This window comes from Bacillus sp. BSL6, assembly GCF_052928345.1.
Genome location: NZ_JAVGCW010000001.1, coordinates 336,517 through 354,715, shown reverse-complemented (window position 1 = coordinate 354,715; position 18,199 = coordinate 336,517). Strand labels below are relative to the sequence as shown.

At 36.2% G+C, this 18,199-nt stretch carries 20 protein-coding genes; 6 read left to right on the top strand and 14 right to left on the bottom strand.

Annotated elements, in window-relative coordinates; translation table 11 throughout:
* Window positions 1-74: 74 nt before the first annotated feature.
* Window positions 75-260 (top strand): PspC domain-containing protein, encoded by a 186-nt coding sequence (locus tag RCJ96_RS02030; protein ID WP_000044337.1) that lies wholly within the window; start codon window positions 75-77, stop codon window positions 258-260.
* A 70-nt stretch (window positions 261-330) separates the two neighbouring features.
* Here RCJ96_RS02030 and RCJ96_RS02025 read toward each other — a convergent pair whose 3' ends face one another.
* Window positions 331-903 (bottom strand): helix-turn-helix domain-containing protein, encoded by a 573-nt coding sequence (locus tag RCJ96_RS02025; protein ID WP_074607628.1) that lies wholly within the window; start codon window positions 901-903, stop codon window positions 331-333.
* A gap of 100 nt (window positions 904-1,003) precedes the next feature.
* Between RCJ96_RS02025 and RCJ96_RS02020 the strand changes: the two genes are divergently transcribed.
* On the top strand, window positions 1,004-1,969 hold the full coding sequence (locus RCJ96_RS02020; RefSeq protein ID WP_074607626.1) for a DMT family transporter: 966 nt from the start codon (window positions 1,004-1,006) through the stop codon (window positions 1,967-1,969).
* 143 nt (window positions 1,970-2,112) lie between these two features.
* Entirely contained in the window at window positions 2,113-2,778 is a 666-nt protein-coding gene (locus tag RCJ96_RS02015) for an MIP/aquaporin family protein (protein WP_316148831.1), read from the top strand.
* Between the two features lie 59 nt (window positions 2,779-2,837).
* Here the strand turns inward: RCJ96_RS02015 and RCJ96_RS02010 are convergent, their stop codons facing one another.
* The 3 genes from RCJ96_RS02010 to RCJ96_RS02000 form a co-directional block, all read right to left on the bottom strand.
* The gene (locus RCJ96_RS02010; RefSeq protein ID WP_000512998.1) at window positions 2,838-3,269 is read right to left on the bottom strand and encodes an Rrf2 family transcriptional regulator; all 432 of its coding nucleotides are present in this window, start codon (window positions 3,267-3,269) and stop codon (window positions 2,838-2,840) included.
* Window positions 3,270-3,387: 118 nt separating this feature from the next.
* Complete coding sequence (locus tag RCJ96_RS02005; RefSeq protein ID WP_001225004.1) at window positions 3,388-4,608, bottom strand: ABC transporter permease; 1,221 nt, start codon at window positions 4,606-4,608, stop codon at window positions 3,388-3,390.
* Between the two features lie 2 nt (window positions 4,609-4,610).
* Window positions 4,611-5,495 carry an ABC transporter ATP-binding protein gene (locus tag RCJ96_RS02000; protein ID WP_138321048.1) on the bottom strand — a complete coding sequence of 295 codons (885 nt, stop codon included), beginning with the start codon at window positions 5,493-5,495 and terminating at the stop codon, window positions 4,611-4,613.
* A gap of 344 nt (window positions 5,496-5,839) precedes the next feature.
* Here RCJ96_RS02000 and RCJ96_RS01995 point away from each other — a divergent pair, with 344 nt between their 5' ends.
* The gene (locus RCJ96_RS01995) at window positions 5,840-6,667 is read left to right on the top strand and encodes a 5'-nucleotidase, lipoprotein e(P4) family (protein ID WP_316148837.1); all 828 of its coding nucleotides are present in this window, start codon (window positions 5,840-5,842) and stop codon (window positions 6,665-6,667) included.
* Window positions 6,668-6,693: 26 nt separating this feature from the next.
* Here the strand turns inward: RCJ96_RS01995 and motB are convergent, their stop codons facing one another.
* Window positions 6,694-7,479 (bottom strand): flagellar motor protein MotB, encoded by a 786-nt coding sequence (gene motB / locus RCJ96_RS01990; RefSeq protein WP_001256753.1) that lies wholly within the window; start codon window positions 7,477-7,479, stop codon window positions 6,694-6,696.
* The gene (gene motA / locus RCJ96_RS01985) at window positions 7,469-8,263 is read right to left on the bottom strand and encodes a flagellar motor stator protein MotA (protein ID WP_316148840.1); all 795 of its coding nucleotides are present in this window, start codon (window positions 8,261-8,263) and stop codon (window positions 7,469-7,471) included. The genes motB and motA overlap by 11 nt, the downstream gene beginning before the upstream one ends.
* Window positions 8,264-8,530: 267 nt before the next feature.
* Here motA and RCJ96_RS01980 point away from each other — a divergent pair, with 267 nt between their 5' ends.
* Window positions 8,531-9,310, top strand: coding sequence for a M15 family metallopeptidase (locus tag RCJ96_RS01980; RefSeq protein WP_074607620.1), 780 nt, complete (start codon window positions 8,531-8,533; stop codon window positions 9,308-9,310).
* Between the two features lie 36 nt (window positions 9,311-9,346).
* On the opposite strand, the gene RCJ96_RS01975 is transcribed toward RCJ96_RS01980, so the two are convergent.
* From RCJ96_RS01975 to sdhC, 4 genes are all read right to left on the bottom strand, one after another.
* A complete protein-coding gene (locus RCJ96_RS01975) occupies window positions 9,347-9,793 on the bottom strand; it encodes an acyl-CoA thioesterase (RefSeq protein ID WP_000822740.1) in 447 nt (148 codons plus the stop codon).
* A 92-nt stretch (window positions 9,794-9,885) separates the two neighbouring features.
* A complete protein-coding gene (gene sdhB / locus RCJ96_RS01970; protein ID WP_001291826.1) occupies window positions 9,886-10,647 on the bottom strand; it encodes a succinate dehydrogenase iron-sulfur subunit in 762 nt (253 codons plus the stop codon).
* Window positions 10,640-12,433 (bottom strand): succinate dehydrogenase flavoprotein subunit, encoded by a 1,794-nt coding sequence (sdhA, locus tag RCJ96_RS01965; protein ID WP_000676735.1) that lies wholly within the window; start codon window positions 12,431-12,433, stop codon window positions 10,640-10,642. The genes sdhB and sdhA overlap by 8 nt, the downstream gene beginning before the upstream one ends.
* A gap of 13 nt (window positions 12,434-12,446) precedes the next feature.
* Window positions 12,447-13,073 carry a succinate dehydrogenase cytochrome B558 gene (gene sdhC, locus RCJ96_RS01960; RefSeq protein ID WP_000678354.1) on the bottom strand — a complete coding sequence of 209 codons (627 nt, stop codon included), beginning with the start codon at window positions 13,071-13,073 and terminating at the stop codon, window positions 12,447-12,449.
* A 300-nt stretch (window positions 13,074-13,373) separates the two neighbouring features.
* On the opposite strand from sdhC, the gene RCJ96_RS01955 reads away from it, so the two are divergent.
* A complete protein-coding gene (locus RCJ96_RS01955) occupies window positions 13,374-13,823 on the top strand; it encodes a YslB family protein (protein WP_000042220.1) in 450 nt (149 codons plus the stop codon).
* 114 nt (window positions 13,824-13,937) lie between these two features.
* Here RCJ96_RS01955 and uvrC read toward each other — a convergent pair whose 3' ends face one another.
* The 4 genes from uvrC to etfB form a co-directional block, all read right to left on the bottom strand.
* The gene (uvrC, locus tag RCJ96_RS01950; protein ID WP_000544272.1) at window positions 13,938-15,722 is read right to left on the bottom strand and encodes an excinuclease ABC subunit C; all 1,785 of its coding nucleotides are present in this window, start codon (window positions 15,720-15,722) and stop codon (window positions 13,938-13,940) included.
* Between the two features lie 148 nt (window positions 15,723-15,870).
* Entirely contained in the window at window positions 15,871-16,185 is a 315-nt protein-coding gene (gene trxA, locus RCJ96_RS01945) for a thioredoxin (RefSeq protein ID WP_001018943.1), read from the bottom strand.
* A gap of 211 nt (window positions 16,186-16,396) precedes the next feature.
* The gene (gene etfA, locus RCJ96_RS01940; RefSeq protein ID WP_000101965.1) at window positions 16,397-17,374 is read right to left on the bottom strand and encodes an electron transfer flavoprotein subunit alpha; all 978 of its coding nucleotides are present in this window, start codon (window positions 17,372-17,374) and stop codon (window positions 16,397-16,399) included.
* A gap of 36 nt (window positions 17,375-17,410) precedes the next feature.
* On the bottom strand, window positions 17,411-18,184 hold the full coding sequence (gene etfB, locus RCJ96_RS01935) for an electron transfer flavoprotein subunit beta (RefSeq protein ID WP_001029030.1): 774 nt from the start codon (window positions 18,182-18,184) through the stop codon (window positions 17,411-17,413).
* Between the last annotated feature and the right edge of the window lie 15 nt (window positions 18,185-18,199).

Below are 18,199 nucleotides of genomic sequence, written 5' to 3'. Positions count from 1 at the left end.
CCTCATAGTCTCCTCATAGATTTCCATATAGAATAAAAGTATAGAGTTTGCTATAAAAAGGAGTGGATTGGAAGATGTCAAAAAGGTTATGTAAATCCGAAACTGATAAAATGCTATTTGGTATATGCGGTGGTTTAGGAGAATATTTTGATATTAGCTCTACTCTCATTCGCATACTTTGGGTCATTGCTGTTTTATGTTTTGGGACGGGATTTTTAGTTTATTTTATTTGTCTATTACTTATGCCACGCTCTTACTAATAACCTTCTTTCATACATTTGAGCATAGCGTATACAAAATCCCCTATAAATTTTTCTATAGGGGATTTTGTCATGAAGAATATTTCATCGTTAAATGTAATACTGCCACTTCATCTTCTTCATTCTTATAACTATGTTTCTTATTCGCTTCAAATTGAATGGAGTCAAACTCATTTAATTCGTATACGTCGCCTTCTACTTGAATCGATACTTTTCCTTTCATTACTGTTACAAGCTCAATAGCACCTTCATGATGAGCTTCTGGTTCATATATACTATTCGCCCTTAAACAAGCACGGTGCATTTCCATCCCCGTTTCTTTCGTATAACGGAACATCGTTTCTAGATGCCATGCTTGTCCTACGTCTACTGCAAATCCTTCTCCGCAGCGCGCAACCGCTACAGGTTCTCCAACAACCATCAATCTCGATAAAGGAATCGATAATCCTTTCGTTATTTTCCAAATGACGGCTAACGTCGGATTCGTTTCACCCCTTTCAATCTTTCCTAACGTTAATTTACTAACTCCTGTTTTTTGAGCTAATTCTTCTAAACTTAATTTTTGTTCATTTCGAATTTGTCTTAATAGCTGACCTACTTGCTGAATGACTTCTTTCGTTTGCATATCTTCATGTTCTTTCATCTATAAAACCACCTTAAAGTATAAAATAGTTTACTTTTAAAACATTAAAGTATATTATACTATACATAATCATTTAATTCCAAAAGGAGTGTTATACTTCATGCGCGCAATATTATTAGGACTTTTATCATCGGCCTTTTTTTCTGCAACCTTTATTATTAATAGAGCGATGAATGTATCTGGAACGAGCTGGGCTTGGACAGCTTCCTTCCGTTTTTTATTTGCTCTCCCTATTTTATTCCTTATCGTTTTATTTCGCAAAAACTTAAGGGAGTTATGGGAAGAATTAAAGAAACATCCATTGGCGTGGATCGGGTGGGGTTCTGTTGCTGGTATTGGTTTCTATTCTTTATTAAGTTTTGCAGCTGTCTTTTCTCCAGCTTGGCTCGTTGCTGGAACTTGGCAAGTTACGATATTAGCAGGTTTACTACTATCACCACTATTTTTCGTTAAAATAGAATCGAAATCAGGTACAAAACTTGTACGCGGAAAAATTCCACTTCGTAGTTTATATGTCGCCTTATTTATTTTACTTGGTGTAATTTGTATGCAAGCAACCGCAGCAGGTCACATTACAATAACTCAGTTCATTTCAGGGTTTTTACCTGTCGTGTTAGCTGCTTTCTTATATCCGTTCGGTAACCGAAAAATGATGGAACTTGTTGGCGGGCGTCTTGATACATTCCAACGTGTATTAGGAATGGCAATAGGTAGTCTTCCTATAACAATTTTACTTGGTATATACGGATTTTCTACTACTGGTATTCCAACATCAAGCCAAATGCTACAAGGATTTTTGTTAGCATTATGTTCTGGCGTTATAGCGACAATGACATTTTTCTTCGCTACTGACTTAGCCAAAGATAATCTCGCTCTACTTGGAGCTGTTGAAGCAACGCAAGCTGGAACGATGGTCTTTACCGTGCTTGGCGAAATTGTTTTCTTAAATGGTTCATTTCCTGGCGGGCTTTCCCTACTTGGAATGATTATTATTATGTTAGGAATGGTTGCAAATAGCATTTTAAACCGTTCTGTTCCAGTCGTTAAACAGAAAAAAACAGCATAAAAAAAGAGTATGGTTCTGTGACAAAGAACTATACTCTTTTTTATTGTCCCCCTATTGCGCCTTATCAGAATAGTATTTCATTAACGGTTTATACTAAAACCTATGTTATAATACGGTTCATGCGCAACAATAGGAGGTAAATTATGTTAAAAAAAGCAATCGCTGAATTTATTGGTACATTTGTACTAGTATTATTCGGAACTGGAGTAGCTGTCATTGGCGGCGGAATTGAAGGAATTGGAACATTAGGAATCGCTATGGCTTTCGGTCTATCTATTGTGGCTATGGCATATAGCATCGGAACAATTTCTGGATGTCACATTAACCCAGCAGTATCAGTAGCTATGTTCATCAATAAAAGAATGAACGCTATGGAACTTTGTTATTATGTATTAGCTCAAATTTTAGGTGGTTTATTAGGAACTGCAACGTTAGTAACAACTTTAAAATCTGCTAAAACACCTTTAGATAATTTAGGACAAAATGGTTTTGGAACTCTTGGTTTATCTGGAGCATTTCTAGTTGAATTTATTTTAACTTTCGTATTCATTTTAGTGATCGTTGCTGTAACAGGTAAAAAAGGAAGTTCTTCTCTAGCAGGATTAGTAATTGGTTTCACATTAGTTTTAGTTCACTTATTAGGTATTCCGTTAACTGGAACTTCTGTTAACCCAGCTCGTAGTATCGCCCCAGCTTTATTCGCTGGCGGAGAAGCCCTTTCTCAACTATGGGTATTCATCGTTGCACCAATTCTTGGTGGTATCGTAGCAGCTATCGTAGGTAAATTCATTTTAAATACTGAAAAATAGAATTTTCAATATTTCTGAATAAAAAAAGGCGAGCCCTCATTATGAGGATGCTCGCTTTTTTACTCTTTCATTTTAGACTTTAAATTTGTAACTAGTTGATCTACCGTTACATTTGCAAGTACATTTTCCATCGCTTCTTGTGCTTGCATTAAAATAATTTCTAATACTGATTGAATATTAGCTCCTACTGGACATTCAATGTTGGGATTTTCATGGAAGGAAAATAGCTGTCCTTCTTCTACAACTTCCACTGCTTTATATACATCAAGTAATGTAATTTCTTCTAAATCACGAGCAAGTGTCGTACCACCTTTACCAGCTTGTACATCAACAAGTCCTGCTCTCTTCAACATTCCTGTAATGCGACGAATCACAACTGGATTTGTATTCACACTACCGGCAATCCATTCAGAGGTACAGCGAGAGTTTCGATCTATCGCAAGTAATGTCAGCATATGAACACCTACTGTAAAACGACTACTAATTCCCATCTGCACACCCTCCTTTTTATTCATTCTATTAAAAGACGACTCTTATTATTATATACTATTTTTAATTTATACATAAAGAAAAAGCATGATTTCATTAGGAAATCATGCTTTTCTCTCATTATTGACGCTTTATAAATTTCGCTAAGTCTTTAAATTTCACTTTGTCTGAGTAATTCATTACACCATTTACGTAAATGCGGCTTGTTAGCATATTGACGATAACAATAGTCACCAATAAAATGACTAACGTCACAATAATTTCTACAGTGCCCGCTTCACCAGATACAAGTCTTGAAAAAGTAACCATAGGTGTAAAGAATGGAATATATGAACTAACTATAGCTAATGTACTATTTGGATCAAATAATGATTTAAGACTAATAAAAAATGCCGCCATACCTAACATTGTAATTGGGAACGAAAGAGATTGCACATCCTCAATTTTTGATACAACAGCACCAACCGCTGCATATAGCATTGCGTATAGTAAGTAACCCGTAACAAAATACACAAAGAACATACTAATTACTACAGCATCCAATTTAGAAAAATCTAGTGTGAGTCCTATTAAAGATGCATTATCTAAATCCACCCACCCTAATAAATTTGGTACAAGAAAACCGAAAGAAGCAATAACAAGTAATAGTAAAGCACTAGAAACAATTGCTAAAATTTTGGCATGTAGCATTGTTAATGGTTTTACTTTCGGAAGCATTAACTCCATAACACGGGATGATTTTTCAGATGCCACAGTTGTTCCAATTGCAGCACCAAAGATAACAATAAACATATATAAAGCAAACGAGAAAACATAACCAATTCCAAAGGAAGATGCATGATCCTTTACTGCCTCTTGCTTTAACGGAATTTCCATCTGTAACTGTTTGGCTACTTCTGCAGATACATTATTTTTTTCGATCATTACCGCTGTATATTGTTCTTTTAAATAACTCGCCATAAGTGTAGCAGTTGATTGACTTGGAAAACCACTATACATATACGTCACTTCTGGAATACCATTCTTTTCTGTAATACGGAATAAACCGTCTAAATCCCCATCTTCTACTTGCTTACGTAACTCATTAAACTTATCCTTATTTTCTACCGTTACTTTAGCAGACGGGAGTAACTTTGTTACATCACTTTCTTGCACTTTATACGTATCGCTTTCTGTTACTACAGCAAATTTATCTTTTCCTTTATCGTTATCAGCTGTGAAATGATTAAAAGCAAAAAGCCCAAACACAACTAAAAATAAAATCGCACTCGTAATTAATGATTTTTTAGATAAAAATGCTTCTCTAAAATAAAATGAAAATACGTGAGAAAATTTACGCATCGTTATTTCGCCCTCTCTACAAAGATTTCGTTTAACGTCGGCTCTAACATCTTAAATTGTCGTAAGGTAACGCCTTGTTCTTGTAATTGTTGTAAAATGTTTAGAGCTTCTGCATCATCTTGTACTCGCACATAAAGAAGGCCTTGTTGTTTTTCATACGATACATGTATAGCTTCTAGTCCCTTCTCATTCACTTCTGTATCTTCAATCGTTAAATTACGGAAACCATATTGTTTTTTAATATCACTTAATTGGCCTTTTACGACTGCTTCGCCTTTTTTCAAAATACATACATGTTGGCAAAAAGCCTCTACTTGTTCCATACGATGACTAGATAAAATAATTGTCTTTCCGCTCTGTACTTGTTCTTCAATAATGCTAGCTAACATTCCAGCATTCACTGGATCCAGTCCGCTAAATGGCTCATCTAAAATGAGAAGTTCTGGATTATGAAGAAGAGCAGCAATTAATTGAATTTTTTGCTGGTTCCCTTTTGAAAGCTCTCCTGCTGTTTTAAATTTATATTCTGGTATTGCTAATCGATCTAACCAGTGATCAATAGCAAGATCTACTTCTTTTTTCGTCATTCCTTCTAATCTACCAAAATATCGCAACTGGTCTATTACTCTACTTTTTGTATATAAACCTCTTTCTTCTGGTAAGTATCCTATCGTTACCCCACTAGTCCCAAATGGTTTTCCATCCCATGTAATAGAGCCTTCATTAGGCGTTAATAGTCCGAGAAGCATTTTGATTGTCGTTGTTTTTCCTGCACCGTTTCGTCCAAGCAATCCTAACACTTCACCTTTTGGTAATGAAATTTGCAAGCTGTTAACAGCTTTTGATTCCCCAAATTGTTTCGTTAAGTTTTGAATTTGTAAACTCAAAGTATAAAGCCTCCCCTTTAGTATCATTCATACTCTCTTTCAAAGACTATGTTTATTCAGGATAAAATATAGCACTACACTCCATCCTCTTATTATGTAGCATCTCTCTAATCCATCATTTGTTTCATTTAGTTAAAATTGTAAATAAAATTACGTGATTCGTCAATTATAATTGTCATTTCGACAATTATAATTGACAAAATAATTCCCATCATTTTTTCTCATCTTTCTAATATAGGACATACTACTATATATACAAAAGACAATATGCAAATGTTCATACAAAAAATATTATTTTTCGATATATAATATTAACTGGTTTTCTAACATCAAGGAGGGTACATATGAAGATGAAAAGGGGCATTACCACTTTATTATCTGTAGCGGTTCTATCTACATCGCTTGTAGCATGTTCAGGAATAACAGAGAAAACAGTGGCGAAAGAAGAGAAAGTAAAATTAACAGACCAGCAATTAATGGCTGATTTATGGTATCAAACAGCCGGTGAAATGAAAGCACTGTACTACCAAGGATACAATATCGGTCAATTGAAGCTTGATGCAGTTCTTGCAAAAGGGACAGAAAAAAAAACTGCTATCGTACTTGATTTAGATGAAACTGTTTTAGACAACAGTCCTCATCAAGCAATGAGCGTAAAAACAGGCAAAGGCTATCCATATAAATGGGATGATTGGATTAATAAGGCTGAAGCTGAAGCCCTCCCAGGTGCAATTGATTTCTTAAAATATACAGAGTCTAAAGGTGTAGATATTTACTACATCTCAAATCGTAAAACGAACCAACTAGATGCAACAATTAAAAATCTTGAGCGTGTAGGTGCTCCTCAAGCAACAAAAGAACATATATTACTACAAGACCCGAAAGAAAAAGGAAAAGAAAAACGACGTGAACTCGTTTCTCAAACACATGATATCGTCTTATTCTTCGGTGATAACTTATCTGACTTCACTGGTTTTGATGGAAAGTCTGTAAAAGATCGCAATCAAGCAGTAACAGATTCAAAAGCACAATTTGGTGAGAAATTTATTATTTTCCCTAATCCGATGTATGGCGATTGGGAAGGCGCTTTATATGATTATGATTTCAAAAAATCAGATGCAGAAAAAGATAAAATCCGCCATGACAACTTAAAATCATTTGATGCAAAATAAAAGAGGATGGCATGTGCCCTCCTCTTTTATTGCATATTTCTCGTTAAAGGTAAAATAAACACTTCTACACGTCTATTTTTCGCTTTTCCTTCTTGCGTATCATTTGGAGCAATTGACCGGTATTCTCCGTAACCAACTGCACTAAATTTTCCTGGTTGTAATTCTTTATTTTGCAGTAATACTTGCATAAAATTAACTGCCCGCTGCGTACTTAATTCCCAGTTCGATGCAAATTGCGCATTTGCAATAGGAACATTATCTGTATGTCCAGATACTGTGATTTCACGAGGTGATGCTGAAACAAGTAAATTAGACATTTCTTTCGCAATACTTAACGATTCTAATTTTACGTCCGCTTTCCCAGAATCAAATAGTACATTTTCTAATATCGTTACCTTCAATCCCTTTTCTGTTAAATCAGTTTTAAAAGAAGAAGATAATCGATTTTCCTCAATATACTTATCAATACCTTTTTGTACCGCTTTTAATTCGTTCATTTCTTGTTGCTTTACTTCAGCTTCAGCATTCTTTTTAATCTTCTCAGACTCTAAACTACTTGCTGATAATTCCTTTTCATCATTTGGCTTCTGATCACTTAAAAATTCTTTGTTACCTGTTCCACCAGCTAATTCACTTCGAAAAGCAACAGCCATCTGTTTAAACTTAGCAGCATCTATACTGCTCATTGCGAATAAAACGATGAACAATGCAAACAACAACGTTAACATATCAGAATAAGGGATTAGCCAAGTTTCATCGATATGTTCTTCGTGTTTTTTCTTTTTACTTCTTCTATTTTTTTTACTCCGCATTTTTTTCTGCCCCTTTTTCAAGCTTTTTGCGCTCAGTTGCAGAAAGTGCACCTAAAATGCGGTTCTTCATAATAAACGGATATGTACCTTCTTGTAACATTAATAAACAATCAATAATTAAACGTTTTTTCTCTAATTCAGCTGCAGATTTTTGCTTTAATTTATTTGCAAATGGATGCCATAGTATATAACCTGAGAAAATACCAAAAATCGTTGCAATAAATGCACCCGAAATAGCGTGACCTAACTTTTCAATATCAGTTAAATTACCAAGTGCAGCTACAAGACCAATAACAGCACCTAAAACCCCTAATGTTGGTGCATATGTACCAGCTTGAGAAAAAATTGCTGCCCCCTTTGCATGCCTTTCTTCAATTGCTTCTAATTCAGCTTCTAAAATCTGCTCTAAATCTTCTGCAGATACGCCATCAATCACAAACTTCATACCACGCAAAAGAAATTCATCTTGAATTTTGTCTAATTGCTGCTCTAAAGACAAAATACCGTATTTTCTACTTTCAGATGTCCAATGAACAAACAATTCTAGCAACTGTTCATAACTTAAATCTTTTTTATTAGAACCAAAAAGAACTTTAAATAATTTTGGAATCTTTTTTAATTGCTCCATCGGAAATGCGATACATACTGCAGCAAATGTACCAACAAAAATAATTAATGCTGCAGCAGGATTAACTAAGGCCATTACGTCAGCGCCCTTGACGACCATCCCTACAACTACCGCCACTACTCCTAAAATGATTCCAATAAGTGTTGCAAAATCCATTCCCATTCACTCCTAGTCTATACAAGAAGTTCTTTATTCTCGATAATCGCTACATCTTCTTATGTATATATATATTACATAAAAAATGAATTTCATGAAAGATAAGAAATGAATTATATAAAAAAATACTACAATTCCACACATTTTCTGACATTTTCTTTGCATTTCTATTACGTTACGACTCTTATATTTCTTTTTCAGTAAACTAGACTTATAATAAAAAACGATACATATTTTATTAAGAAAGGATTGTGATTACAAGGCATCATGAAAAAAATAATCCTTATTTCTGCCGCTACTATTGTAATCGGTATCACTTCTTTCGCTTACTTTGATTCTAAATCGCCACTACAAAATGAGGCGAAAGCTGTCGAAAGTCAACAGCATAATAATCACCAAAAAGAAGAGATTCCTGCTTTTCCAAAAGCTGATCATAACGCCAAGAAGCTAGACAATGATTTTTCCGTTGTAACAAATCCAGATTCTAACCTTGTATTAGTTAATAAACATCGAAAACTACCAGATGGATACACACCTGAAGACTTAACAAGACCAAATGTACCATTTACTAGTCCAAAAGATAAAGAAAAAACATTGCTACGCAAAGATGCTGCAGATGCGCTTGAAAATATGTTTGAAGCAGCAAAAAAAGAAGGACTTGAACTTACAGCTGTATCTGGTTATCGTTCATACAAACGCCAAAAATCATTACATGATACATACGTTAGACGTCAAGGAAAAGCTGAGGCAGATTCAGTAAGCGCCATTCCTGGTACGAGTGAACATCAAACTGGTTTAGCAATGGATATTAGTTCAAAATCTGCTAAATTCCAATTAGAGCCTATTTTTGGAGAGACAGCCGAAGGTAAATGGGTTGCAAAACATGCTCATGAATTTGGCTTTGTCATTCGTTATTTAGAAGATAAAACAGAAACAACAGAATACTCATATGAACCGTGGCATTTGCGCTACGTTGGAAATCCATACGCTACATACATATATAAACATCATTTAACATTAGAAGAAGCGATGGAAGACAAAAAATAAGAGAGCATGTTGCTCTCTTATTTTTCTTTCACTCTATTATTGTAGTAATTTTTTCTTCCACTCTTCAGGCCACGGTTCGCCTCTTCCTGTTTTTTTCGACGCTTGGACCATCATTCCACGACCAACTAAACAAACCTCTCCTTCTGCATTCTTCACCATATAATGCAAATCTAATGAAGAATTTCCAACTGATCCCGCTTTTACATACACCTTCAACTGTTCATCAAAATATATTTGTTTAATAAAATTACATTGTAAATCCGCAACAACAATCATCGTTTCTGAAGATTCATGCGTCCATTCTTGCATAAATCCAAGTTCTTTAAACAATGCGATACGCGCTTCTTCAAAATAGGTGAAGGCAACGACATTATTTACATGTCCAAACATATCTACTTCACCAAAACGAACCTTTACAGGATTGTAAAACGAAAAACCACTTTCCCATTGCTCAAAGTCTTCAATATAAGAAATCCTCTTCATTGTTCCCTCTCCTTTTCATTTTAAAATAAACAGAATAAACAGAAAAATACAGTTATAAATATTGCCCCTTCGAAATGAAGAGGCAATATTTTTTAATAGTTATTGTCGCTACCAAAGAAATCTTTGAACGATTGAATTGTTGTATCACGGTTTAACGCCGCAATTGAAGTTGTTAATGGAATACCCTTTGGACATGATTGCACACAGTTTTGAGAGTTACCACAGTTTGCAAGTCCTCCATCACCCATAATTGCACGTAAGCGATCTGCTTTATGCATTTCACCCGTTGGATGTGAGTTAAATAAACGAGCTTGTGATAACGGTGCTGGTCCAATAAAGTCCGATTTACTATTTACGTTTGGACATGATTCTAAGCAAACACCACATGTCATACATTTTGAAAGCTCATAAGCCCATTGACGTTTCTTCTCTGGCATTCTTGGTCCTGGTCCTAAGTCATACGTACCATCAATTGGAATCCAAGCTTTAACACGTTTTAGAGCATTAAACATGCGACTACGATCAACTTGTAAGTCACGAACAACCGGGAATGTCTTCATCGGTTTTAAGCGAATTGGTTGTTCTAATTGATCGATAAGCGCTGTACATGATTGACGTGGTTTTCCGTTAATCACCATCGAACATGCACCACATACTTCCTCTAAACAGTTCATATCCCATGCAATCGGAGTTGTTTTGTTTCCTTTTGAATCAACAGGATTACGACGAATTTCCATAAGCGCCGAAATAATATTCATATTCGGACGATACGGAATTTCAAACTCTTGGTCAAACGCTTGCGCATCTGGTCCGTCTTGTCTCGTAATGATGAGGCGGATTGTTTTCTCAGACATGTTGTTTATCCCCCTTCTCTTCACTCTTAGCAGCTACATCGTGTTTTGAAGAATAATCACGTTTACGTGGTTTAATTAATGAAATATCCACGTCTTCGTAATGGAATGCCGGTGCATTTCCTTCTCCTTCAAATTTCGCCATCGTAGTTTTTAAGAAGTTTGCATCATCACGATTTGGGAATTCAGGTTTGTAATGCGCCCCACGACTCTCATTACGGTTATATGCGCCAATTGTAATAACACGTGCTAATTCAAACATATTTGCAAGTTGGCGTGTAAATGAAGCACCTTGGTTGCTCCATCTCGCTGTATCGTTAATGTTAATACGTTTGTAGCGAGCCATTAACTCTTCAATTTTTGCATCTGTTTCTAATAATTTTTTATTTTCACGAACTACTGTAACGTTATCTGTCATCCATTCTCCTAGCTCTTTATGAAGAACATACGCATTTTCGTTACCATCGAGCGTTAAAATATTGTTAAATTTCTCTGTTTCGATTAATTCATTTTGTTCATACACAGTAGATGAAACAGCATCTGATGATTTAGAAAGACCTTTCATATATTCAATTGCATTTGGTCCTGCTACCATACCACCGTAAATTGCTGATAATAGTGAGTTCGCGCCAAGACGGTTACCACCGTGCATAGAATAATCACACTCACCTGCTGCAAATAAACCTGGAATGCTTGTCATCTGCTTATAATCAACCCATAGCCCGCCCATTGAATAGTGAACAGCCGGGAAGATTTTCATTGGTAGTTTACGAGGATCGTCACCTGTAAATTTCTCATAGATTTCAATAATTCCACCAAGTTTAATATCTAGTTCTTTCGGATCTTTATGAGAAAGATCTAAGTACACCATGTTTTCACCGTTAATACCTAGTTTTTGCTCTACGCAAACATCAAAGATTTCACGCGTTGCGATATCACGAGGTACAAGGTTTCCGTAAGCCGGATATTTTTCTTCTAAGAAGTACCATGGTTTACCATCTTTATATGTCCAAACACGTCCACCTTCACCACGTGCAGATTCACTCATCAGACGTAATTTATCGTCTCCAGGAATTGCCGTTGGGTGAATTTGAATGAACTCACCGTTTGCATAATATGCGCCTTGTTGATATACAGCAGAAGCTGCTGTACCTGTATTGATAATGGAGTTTGTTGATTTTCCGAAGATGATACCAGGGCCCCCTGTTGCCATAATCACGGCATCAGCTCGGAAACTTCTAATCTCCATAGTTTGTAAGTCTTGTGCAACGATTCCTCGGCACACACCTTCATCATCAATAACAGCACGTAAGAAATCCCAACCTTCATATTTCGTTACAAGTCCTGCTACTTCGTGACGACGTACTTGCTCATCTAATGCGTATAGTAATTGCTGTCCAGTTGTTGCACCAGCAAATGCTGTACGGTGATGTTGAGTTCCACCAAAACGACGGAAATCAAGAAGTCCTTCTTCCGTACGGTTGAACATAACACCCATACGGTCCATTAAATGAATGATACCAGGTGCTGCTTCACACATTGCTTTAACTGGTGGTTGGTTCGCTAAGAAGTCCCCACCATAAATTGTATCGTCAAAGTGGATCCATGGAGAATCCCCTTCACCTTTCGTATTTACGGCACCGTTAATTCCACCTTGGGCACATACAGAATGCGAACGTTTTACTGGTACTAAAGAGAACAGTTCAACATTTACTCCTGCTTCCGCCGCTTTAATCGTTGCCATTAAGCCAGCCAAGCCACCGCCGACTACTATAAGTTTCCCTTTCATGCTCTCCCACTCCTTACTGGTTTGCTAGCTGTGGATCGATGAACGCTAATAATGCACTCACACCTACATAAGATAGACCTAAGAAAATAGCTAATGTTACATAAGTAGAGATTCTTTGTGAACGTGGTGATACTGTAATTCCCCAGCTAATGCAGAATGTCCATAGTCCATTTGCAAAGTGGAAAATTGTTGAAACAACACCAACTAAGTAGAATGCGAACATAGCTGGATTGTTTAAAATATCAGCCATCATATCATAGTTTACCTCTTTACCTAACATTGCTTGAATACGAGTTTCCCAGACGTGCCAAGAAATGAAAATCAGCGTAACGATACCTGAAATTCTTTGGAAGACGAACATCCAATTACGGAAATAACCGTAAGAAACCGCATTGTTCTTAGCTGTAAATGCAATATATAAGCCATATATAGCATGGTACAGTATTGGTAAAAAGATAATGAAAATTTCTAGCGCATACCGGAATGGAAGGAGCTCCATAAAGCCTGCAGCTTTGTTAAAAGCCTCTGCTCCTCGTGTTGCAAAGTTGTTTACAATTAAATGTTGCGTCAAAAAGACACCAACCGGGATGACCCCCATTAATGAGTGCCACTTACGAAACGTATACTCGCGGCCTTTCATGTCCCCATTACCCCCCTTGAGTGATTGACTGCTGTTTTCAGATTAGTTTATGGCAATAATGTTTTTTCACTATTGGCATAAGAAAAACTGAAAAAATTATTCGAAATATTTCAGCATAATTTGATACCAAGTTCATTTTACTCCTATTTTTGTCGAAGCGTCAAGAAAACGTATACATAATTTGCATATAATTTGCCATTTCTTTTTTTCTTCTTATATATTCAGATTTTCCTAAAGAAAAATCTGTTTTTATAAATGAGAAATGTTATATAATAATCCCTATAGAAAGAGGGGAATATTGTGAGTAAAAATACAATCGATACAACATCTTTAGAAGATGTTTCATTGAACGCCTTCGCTTACGAATTGCTACGTGAAGAATTACTACCTGATTTAATCGGTAACGATCTAGATGGTATTTTATACTGGTCCGGTAGAAACCTTGCAAGAAAATATCCACTAGACACAATTGAAGAAGTCATTCAGTTCTTTGAAAAAGCTGGCTGGGGCACTTTAAGCATTATTGAACATAAGCGTCGTGAAATGCAGTTCCAACTTAAAGGCACACTCATCGCTGAACGTCAAAAACAAAAAAGACATTCTTCTTATCAATTAGAAGCTGGGTTCATCGCTGAACAAATTCAAAAGCAACGAAACGTCGTTGCAGAGTCCTACGAAGAAAAGAAAAAACGTTCAGACTCTATTACATTTCTCGTAAAATGGGATATAAAAGATCTCATTGAAGTGTAGCATTACCCACAGTCAACTAGACATATCAGTTTAGTTGACTTTTTTGCATTTTCATTCATTTGAATTTATTTTAAATCTTCAGAAATTATACCAAAAAATAGAAGACGTTGTAAACTACAACGTCTTCTTATCCGCTAAATAACTATAAATCGTCTCTGCGACATTTTTCGGCATACCCGCTTCGACAAATTCTGTTACAGAAGCCTCTTTCATCTTTTTTAGCGATCCGAAATGTTTTAACAATATCTTTTTTCGTTTATCTCCAATTCCAGGAATATCATCGAGTGCCGATTGAATGACAGATTTCCCGTGTAATTGACGATGGAATGTAATTGCAAATCGATGCACCTCATCTTGAATGCGCTGCAATAAATAAAATTCTTGGCTATTTCTCTCAAGCATCACAGGTTCAGGTGGATCTCCAATAATTAAATGAGATGTTTTATGTTTATCATCTTTTACAAGACCTGCCATCGGAATATATAAACCGAGCTCATTTTCTAAAACATCACTTGCAGCCGCCAGATGGCCTTTTCCGCCATCAATAATGATTAAATCTGGTAAAGGTAACCCCTCTTTCAGCGCCCTTGTATAACGGCGTCTCACAACTTCTCTCATAGACTCATAATCATCTGGTCCTTGAACTGTTTTAATTTTATATTTCCTGTATTCTTTCTTAGCTGGTTTCCCATCAATAAAAGCAATCATTGCCGAAACAGGATTTGTCCCTTGAATATTTGAGTTATCAAATGCTTCAATACGATAAGGCGTTTCAATTCCGAGCTGCTTCCCTAAATTCTCTACCGCTTTAATCGTTCGCTCTTCATCACGCTCAATTAAATAGAATTTCTCTTCCAAGGCAATCTTCGCATTTTTATTTGCCAGTTCTACAAGATCTTTTTTCTTACCGCGTTTCGGCTGTGTCGCTTCCACTTCTAAAAAGCGTTCTACTAATTCTGAGTCTATACTTCCTGGAACAACTATTTCTTTCGGCTTAAAATGACTGCTGTTTTCATAAAATTGACCGATAAACGTTAAGAATCCCTCTTCTGGTTCATCATATATTGGAAACATAGAAACATCACGTTCAATTAGCTTTCCTTTTCGAACGAAGAAAACTTGAACACACATCCACCCTTTATCAACTGCATAGCCAAACACATCACGGTCCACTAAATCACTCATAATCATCTTTTGTTTTTCCATAATCGCATCGATATGAGCGATTTGATCACGTAACTCTTTTGCACGTTCAAACTCTAGTTTCTCTGAAGCTTCATACATTTTTGTTTCTAATTCTGAACGAACTTCTTTATGTCCACCATTTAAAAACTTAATAATTTCATCTACAATTTCTTTATTTTGTTCTTCCGTAACTTCTTTCACACAAGGTGCTAAACATTGACCCATATGATAATATAAACAAACTTTATCGGGCATATTTGAGCACTTACGAAGCGGATACATACGATCTAGCAGTTTTTTCGTTTCATGAGCTGATTGTGCATTCGGATAAGGACCAAAATACTTTCCCTTATCCTTTTTTACATTTCGCGTAATAAGTAATCGCGGTTGTTTCTCAGCTGTAATTTTAATAAAAGGATATGTTTTATCATCTTTTAATTGAATATTATATTTTGGGTCATGTTTTTTTATTAAGTTTAACTCCAAAATGAGCGCCTCTAGATTTGAGGAGGTTACAATATATTCAAAATCTACAATTTCTCCTACTAACCGAAGTGTTTTCCCATCATGCGAACCAGTAAAGTACGAGCGCACACGATTTTTAAGCACTTTTGCCTTTCCGACATATATAACCGTTCCTTGCTTATCTTTCATTAAATAACAACCAGGTTGATCTGGTAAAATAGCCAACTTCTCTTTTAAATGTTCGTGCACTCGTTACCCTCCATTTCTACATGCTTAGCATTTTTATTTTCACATGAAAACATACTATGCCAAAATACCCAACATACGTTCTTTCATTGTAACGGAAAGGTGTAAAAAAGGAAAATAAAAAAGGCTACCAAATGGTAGCCTTTTTATTTTAGAAGTGTTTAGAAACTAATTCTACTAACGCTTCTTTCGGTTTGTAACCTAACGCTTGATCAACTACTTTACCGTCTTTTAATACGAAAAGAGCTGGAATGCTCATTACTTCGAATTGACGAGCAGTTTCTTGATTTTCATCCACGTCTACTTTTACTACTTTTACTTTTTCGCCTAGTTCTGCATCAATTTCCTCTAATACAGGAGCGATCATTTTACAAGGTCCACACCAAGGTGCCCAGAAATCTAATAATACAACACCTTCGCTAGTTTCTGCTGCGAAGCTTTGGTCATTTGCGTTTACAATTGCCATTTTATTTCCTCCTTCAAGTATATTCTACCAAGAGTATATCATTAACTTATATACGTGGCGAATAATATGTATCGTTATGTATTGTAACAAAAAAGTGTTCCTTTATACTATATAAAAATACGGATTAAATACTAAAAAGATGAGAGACAGGGGATCTCTCACCTTTTTCTATATATAGGGGTACTTCACTTGGAACTCAAGGGTACTCAAATCATGAATGTACTTTTAACTTTTTAAACTCTTCTGTTAAAAGAGGTACGACTTCAAATAGATCGCCAACAATACCGTAGTCAGCTACTTTGAATATACTTGCTTCTGGGTCTTTATTAATCGCAACGATTATTTTTGAGTTAGACATACCAGCTAAATGCTGAATCGCTCCAGAAATACCGCATGCAATGTATAGGTCTGGCGTAACAACTTTACCAGTTTGACCAATTTGTAATGAGTAATCGCAATACTCAGCGTCACAAGCACCACGAGATGCTCCAACAGCGCCGCCTAATACGTCAGCTAACTCTTTTAATGGTTTGAATCCTTCTTCGCTCTTCACACCGCGTCCGCCAGCGATAATAACTTTTGCTTCAGAAAGATCAACGCCTTCTGCCGTCTTACGGACGACATCTTGAATGATTGTACGTAAGTCTTTCACATCTACTGTAATAGAAGACACGTCACCACTGCGAGACTCATCTTTTTCAAGCGTTGCGATGTTATTTGGACGCACTGTCGCAAATAAGATGCCGTCTGTTACAATCTTCTTCTCAAACGCTTTACCAGAGTAAATTGGACGAGTAAAGATAACATTTCCACCTTCAACTTCTAAAGCAGTTACGTCAGAAACTAGACCAGCTTCAAGCTTCGCTGCTAATTTTGGTGATAAATCTTTACCAAGTGCTGTATGTCCAAATACAATACCTTCTGGATTTTCTTCAGCATATACAGCTAAAAATGCTTGTGCATACCCATCAGATGTATATGATTTTAATTTATCATTTTCAACTGTCACAACGCGATCTGCACCGTAATGAATCAACTCATTTGCAAAAGAGGCAACGCTGTCTCCAACTAGAAGACCTACTACTTCACCGCCTTCTGCAATTGTTTTTGCTGCTGCTACCGCTTCAAACGAAACGTTACGTAGCGATCCATCACGAACTTCACCCATTACTAATACTTTACGAGCCATAGATTTTCCCTCCTGCATATATAATTTCGTATTTTATTAGATTACTTTCGCTTCTGTATGGAGCAACGATACAAGTTCTTTTACTTGATCTTGCAGCTCGCCTTGTAACACTTTTCCTGCATCTTTCTTAGGAGGCAAATAGATTTCAATTGTTTTTGTCTTTGCTTCCACATCATCTTCTTCTAAATCTAAATCATCTAATTCTAATTCTTCTAGTGGCTTTTTCTTCGCTTTCATAATACCTGGAAGCGATGGATAACGAGGTTCATTTAAACCTTGCTGTGCTGTTACTAAAACTGGTAATGAAGTTTCAATCACTTCTGTATCACCTTCAACATCGCGCTCAATCTTCACGTTTGTACCGTCAATTTCAAGTTTTGTAATTGTCGTTACGTACGGAATATTTAATGCTTCAGCTACACGCGGACCAACTTGTCCAGATGCACCATCAATTGCAACGTTTCCGCCTAAAATTAAATCTGCATCTTTATCTTTTAAATATTCAGCAAGCACTTTTGCTGTCGTGAACTGGTCACCATTTTCTACATCATCTTCAATATTAATTAATACCGCTTTATCGCAGCCCATCGCTAACGCCGTACGAAGTTCTTTCTCACTATCTTCGCCACCAACTGTTACGACAGTAACTTCTCCACCTTGTGCGTCTCTTACTTGAATTGCTTCTTCAATTGCATATTCATCGTAAGGGTTGATGATGAATTCCGCTTCGCCATCGTAAATTGCACCGTTTTTAATTACGATTTTTTCTTCTGTATCAAATGTTCGTTTCATGAGTACGTAGATGTTCATTCCATTTACCCCCTT